Origin of the sequence: Roseateles sp., assembly GCF_031397715.1 — a bacterium.
Classification (GTDB): domain Bacteria; phylum Pseudomonadota; class Gammaproteobacteria; order Burkholderiales; family Burkholderiaceae_C; genus Paucibacter_A.
The window spans coordinates 1-5,001 of record NZ_JANNMI010000130.1 but is presented as its reverse complement, the minus strand read 5'-3'; the positions used below and the strand labels follow the sequence as shown (position 1 = coordinate 5,001).

The 5,001-nt window shown below is 61.3% G+C and carries 5 protein-coding genes, 1 tRNA gene and 1 pseudogene; 1 reads left to right on the top strand and 6 read right to left on the bottom strand.

Annotated features, from left to right (window positions below):
• Positions 1 to 464 precede the first annotated feature (464 nt).
• The gene (locus RMO57_RS05700; protein WP_310385023.1) at positions 465 to 851 is read right to left on the bottom strand and encodes a hypothetical protein; all 387 of its coding nucleotides are present in this window, start codon (positions 849 to 851) and stop codon (positions 465 to 467) included.
• Positions 852 to 931: 80 nt separating this feature from the next.
• Here RMO57_RS05700 and RMO57_RS05695 point away from each other — a divergent pair, with 80 nt between their 5' ends.
• Complete coding sequence (locus RMO57_RS05695) at positions 932 to 1,063, top strand: hypothetical protein (protein WP_310385022.1); 132 nt, start codon at positions 932 to 934, stop codon at positions 1,061 to 1,063.
• Positions 1,064 to 1,305: 242 nt separating this feature from the next.
• Here the strand turns inward: RMO57_RS05695 and RMO57_RS05690 are convergent.
• The 5 genes and pseudogenes from RMO57_RS05690 to RMO57_RS05670 form a co-directional block, all read right to left on the bottom strand.
• Positions 1,306 to 1,382 (bottom strand) — tRNA-Pro (locus RMO57_RS05690).
• Between the two features lie 35 nt (positions 1,383 to 1,417).
• Entirely contained in the window at positions 1,418 to 1,867 is a 450-nt protein-coding gene (locus RMO57_RS05685; protein WP_310385020.1) for a MerR family transcriptional regulator, read from the bottom strand.
• Positions 1,868 to 1,901: 34 nt separating this feature from the next.
• On the bottom strand, positions 1,902 to 2,282 hold the full coding sequence (locus tag RMO57_RS05680) for an integration host factor subunit alpha (protein ID WP_414896376.1): 381 nt from the start codon (positions 2,280 to 2,282) through the stop codon (positions 1,902 to 1,904).
• Between the two features lie 14 nt (positions 2,283 to 2,296).
• Entirely contained in the window at positions 2,297 to 4,729 is a 2,433-nt protein-coding gene (pheT, locus tag RMO57_RS05675; RefSeq protein ID WP_310385018.1) for a phenylalanine--tRNA ligase subunit beta, read from the bottom strand.
• A gap of 23 nt (positions 4,730 to 4,752) precedes the next feature.
• Positions 4,753 to 5,001, bottom strand: a pseudogene (locus RMO57_RS05670) (phenylalanine--tRNA ligase subunit alpha); the annotation flags it as partial.

Genomic DNA, 5,001 nt, shown 5'->3' with positions numbered 1-5,001 from the left:
AAAGGCATAACGGTCGAAGCGGATTCACCTTGGCTCAGCACCACCGCCACCACCGCAAACAGGATCAAGCCCAAGTCAAACAAGACATGTAGCAAGGTCTGCCTATGCAAATAGTGGCTAAAAATTCTTACCATTTCGTTCCCCGATCCCAAACATTCACCGCACTGCGCGACTGGCAGCTGGCTAAAAGACTCTGCACCTACCCAAATTGAGCAGATGATCCGCAACTTTTGTTACGCAAGCAGCTCTTGCCTTTGGCCGCGCATCAAAGTAACCCACCGTGTCTTGATCGCGGGCAGATGATGCCTGCACAAGCGCCTCTTGAAAGCCCCCCATTTGAAGGGGGGCTATGGAAAAATTTCTTTGATTGATGGTTTAACTGACCGCGTCAAATAGCCATGGCGCCACGAACCAAGCCGTGAGTAGAGCGCAGATTTGCATTGCAATTTCCAAGCTGCTCTTGGCTACCGTGCGTATTCCACGACAAGAATGCTGATTCGATACGACCGTTGCCAACCCAACACCCTCGAATCCCTTGTGCCGGTCAAACTCGACAGCCAACACTCACGGCGCCGCGGCACGCCCATATCGACGACTTCGCCCGCCTGGAGACGCTGAAGAGGGGCAAACGCATTGGTGAAGTGCTCGGCGCGGTCAAGTTCAGCGCCGCCAAACTGGCCTATGAAGCCCAGTATGGCGAGCCCTTGCTTGTATCGGTCGGTGTGGACTCGGGGCGACGTGCGCAGCCTGCGCGTGGCCAGCCACGAAGACGCCGGGATGATGTTCGTCAACAAACCGGCCCGCAGGGCTTCACGGACACACAGGCTTGGCTGAGTTCGCTGGGTGGCCATCTCGGGCTTCGGCGGCCGGGGACATCTGCACCACCATCCGCGACTCCTTCGTCGGCAACCGACGCGATAGGGCCGAGGCCTTGACGTTCGCGACCGCCGGCGAGGCCAAGGCCGACATCGAATTGCCGCCCTTGTCGTCGATCAACACCGTTTTCGAGCGGCTGGCCAAAGGCGAAGTAACGCCACGGGTAGAGCCGGGATTCGCGGGGTGAATCCCGGCAGGCACGCCCTGAATTATCTCGATTCCGCCCAGGGCAGTCGGTTCAAGACTTGGCGTCCATTACCAGCGCACGCGGCGGCAGTTCGAGCTCCGTATCGACTCAGGGCCAGTAGGTGAACCCAGCTTCGGCGAGCGAACCCACGACAGCCCTTAGGAGGAGCGCATTCAAACCCCAGAAAGCCAAAAGGGCTGACCCATTTATGAGCCAACCCTTTGATTTCACTTCTGTTTATATGGTCGGAACGGCAGGATTCGAACCTGCGACCCCTTGTCCCCCAGACAAGTGCGCTACCAGGCTGCGCTACGCCCCGACTTGAGCCTTTCATTGTAGCGCAAATTTCACGCTTCAAGCAAGCAACAACTCTCTAATTGAATTGAGTTCGGCCCGAACTTGATCGAGTGACAGTGTCACCGGCTCGCTGCTCTCCAAGCCGTCCCTATCATCGGCATCAGTGTCTGCATCCAGGTCAAGCGCGGCCTCAAAGGGTCTTGCTTGCTCGGTCTCGTCATCCCTACCCCAGTCGCTCACCGCCGGCCCGGCAGCGCCGTCGACCAATTGATTGCGGGCGCCACTGATAGTGAAGCCTTGGTCATAGAGCAGGCCGCGAATGCGCCGTATCAGCAGCACCTCATGGTGCTGGTAGTAGCGCCGGTTGCCGCGCCGCTTCATCGGCTTGAGCTGGGTAAATTCCTGCTCCCAATAGCGCAGCACATAGGGCTTCACGCCACAGAGATCGCTCACCTCACCGATGGTGAAATAGCGTTTTGCAGGGATCGCTGGCAGCGAATTTTCCATTGAAATCAACGGCTTCAGGTCGGGACGTCAGACTCTACTCGAAGTCGTCCCCGGCGCACACCTCGCCTTGAACCAAACCCTTGAGTTTATTGCTGGCATGAAAAGTCACCACATCGCGGGCTTTGATCGGGATCGCTTCTCCGGTACGCGGATTGCGCCCGGGACGCGGCGCTTTTCGGCGAATCGTGAAATTGCCGAAGCCGGTCAGCTTGACCTCGTCGCCGCGCACCAGGCTGCGGTGGATGATGTCGAAAAAGGCCTCGACCATGTCCTTGGACTCACGCTTGTTCAGGCCCAGCTTGTCAAACAGCAGTTCGGCCAGCTCCGCCTTGGTCAGCGTCGGCGTATCAAGGCTGGCGAGCAGCATCAGGGCCGCTGGCCCGCCCTCCTTGCCATCATCATCTGCATCGCTCATCAAACCGCCCTCTCTCAGCCGCGCAAACGCGCACCCAAATCTTGGCTCAAGGCAACGACCACCGCCGTCACCGTCTGCTCGATGCGCTCTTCGGTCAGCGTCACCTCGTCGTCCAGCAATTCCAGGCGCACCGCCAGGCTGCGCTCACCGTCCTTCATGTCGGCATTAGCCTGCGAGGGCTTGAAGACGTCGAACAATTTGGCCGAGCGGATCAGGCCATCGTGTGCGCCGGCTATCGCCTGCATCAGGCCGTCATGGCTGACGTTGTCGTCGACAATAACGGCCAAATCACGCAGCACCGCCTGTTGACGCGGGATCGCTTGGGGCGCAGGAATTTTGCGTTGGAGTGCCGCGGCTAAATCAAGCTCGAACAGCACCGGCGCGCCGCCCCCTTGCGGCAGCTCGTAGCCCTGACGCCACTTCGGGTGTAGCTCGCCGATCACGCCGATGGCTATCCCGTCCAGCAAGACGCGCGCGCTGCGCCCCGGGTGCAGGGCAGCATGCTCGGCAGGCACAAAACGCAGTTGGCGCGGCGCGAACAGCGCCTCCAGATCACCCTTGACGTCGAAGAAATCGACCATGCGGTCGCGCTGACTCCATTGCTGCTGCTCGGCCGGGCCGTAGGCAAGACCAGACACCCGCATGGGCTGCGCCACGCCGGCAATGCTGACATCACTTTCGAGCACCGAAGCATCGCGCAGAAAAACGCGGCCAATCTCAAACAGGCGCACGCGTGTGGCGCGGCGGGCGAGGTTGTAGCGCAAGGTGTTGACCAGGCTGCCGAGCAGGCTGGTGCGCATCACGGCCAGAGGCGAGGCGATCGGATTCAGCACCTGGATGGGCTGCTCGTTGCCGGCCAGTTCACGCTCCCAGCGGGCTTCGACAAAGCTGAAATTGATGGTCTCGAAATAGTCACGGGCGGCCACCGCGTGGCGCAGCGCATGCACCGAGCGGTGTGCTTCCGAAGCCACCTTGGCGACCACCGGCGCCAGCGGCGGCGTAGCAGGCAGATTCGGGTAACCGATCACACGGATCACTTCTTCGATCAGATCCTCTTCGATCTGCATATCAAAGCGCCAGCTCGGCGGCGTCACCGTCAGTACGCCGGGTGTCTGCTCGAACTGCAGGCCGAGGCGAGTGAAAACGCGGGCGCAGTCTTCCTGTGTGACCGGCATTCCGATGATCTTGGACGCGCGCGCCACCCGCAGGCTGACCGGCGTGCGCGCCGGCAGCTGGGTCGTTTGATCGTCGAGCGGGCCGCAGCGTGTCCCGGCGCCGCCGCAGATGTCGAGGATCAAATGACTGATGCGCTCGACATGCTGGGCCGTCAGGGCCGGATCCACGCCGCGCTCGAAGCGATGACCGGCGTCGGTCGAGAAATTGAACTTGCGCGAGCGGCCCATCACCGCCTTGGGCCACCAGAACGCCGCCTCCACATAGATGTTGACGGTTTCGTCGGATACCGCGCTGGCGTCGCCGCCCATGATGCCGGCCAGCGACTCCACGCCTTGTGAGTCGGCGACCACGCCGACTGTCGCGTCCAAGGCGACGGTGTTGCCGTTCAAGAGCTTGAGACTTTCGCCCGGCTTGGCCCAGCGCACCACCAGCTCGTCATGGATCTTGTCCAGATCGAAGATATGCGAGGGCCGGCCCAGCTCGAACATCACGTAATTGGAGATATCGACCAAGGGCGACACCGAGCGCTGGCCGCAACGGGCCAGGCGGTCGACCATCCAGGCGGGAGTTTTCGCCTTGGTGTTGACGCCGCGAATGATGCGGCCCGAGAAGCGGCCACACAAATCGGCCGCTTCGATACGCACCGTCAGCTTGTCGGCTATGGCCGGAACGACGGGATCGATAACTGGCAAATTCAGCGGTGCGCCGGTCAATGCCGAGACCTCGCGTGCAATGCCGTAGACGCTCAGGGCATGGGCCAGATTGGGCGTCAGCTTGAGCGTGAACAACGTGTCATCAAGATTCAGGTGCGCGCGGATGTTCTGGCCGATTTGCGCATCGGCCGCCAACTCCAGCAGGCCGCCCTGCTCATCGCTGAGCTTGAGCTCACGCGCCGAACACAGCATGCCGAAGCTGTCGACGCCGCGCAGCTTGCCGACATTGATCTTGAAGGGCTTGCCGTCCTCGCCTGGGGGCAGCTCCGCCCCGACGGTCGCCAGCGGCACCTTGATGCCGACGCGCGCATTCGGTGCGCCACAGACGATTTGCAGCGGCTCGGGGCCGCCCGCATTGACGCTGCAGATGCGCAGCTTGTCGGCGTTAGGATGCTGCTCGGCGCTCAGAATTTCGGCCACCACAATGCCATGGAAAGGAGGTGCAACCGGGCGCAGCTCTTCGACTTCCAAGCCTGACATGGTCAGCAGCTCGGCCAGCTCTTGGGTGTTCAGCGCGGGGTCACAAAAGGTCCGCAGCCAGGATTCAGGGAATTGCATGGAATATCTCTCGGGCTACGGTTTCACTTGAACTGGGACAGGAAGCGCAGATCGCCATCGAAGAACTGGCGCAGATCGCCGACGCCATAGCGCAGCATGGCCAGCCGGTCGATGCCGGAGCCAAACGCGAAGCCGATATAACGCTCAGGGTCCAGGCCCATATTGCGGATCACCTGCGGATGCACTTGGCCGGAACCCGACACCTCCAACCAGCGACCTTTCAGCGGGCCGGAGGCGAACATCATGTCGATCTCGGCACTCGGCTCGGTGAA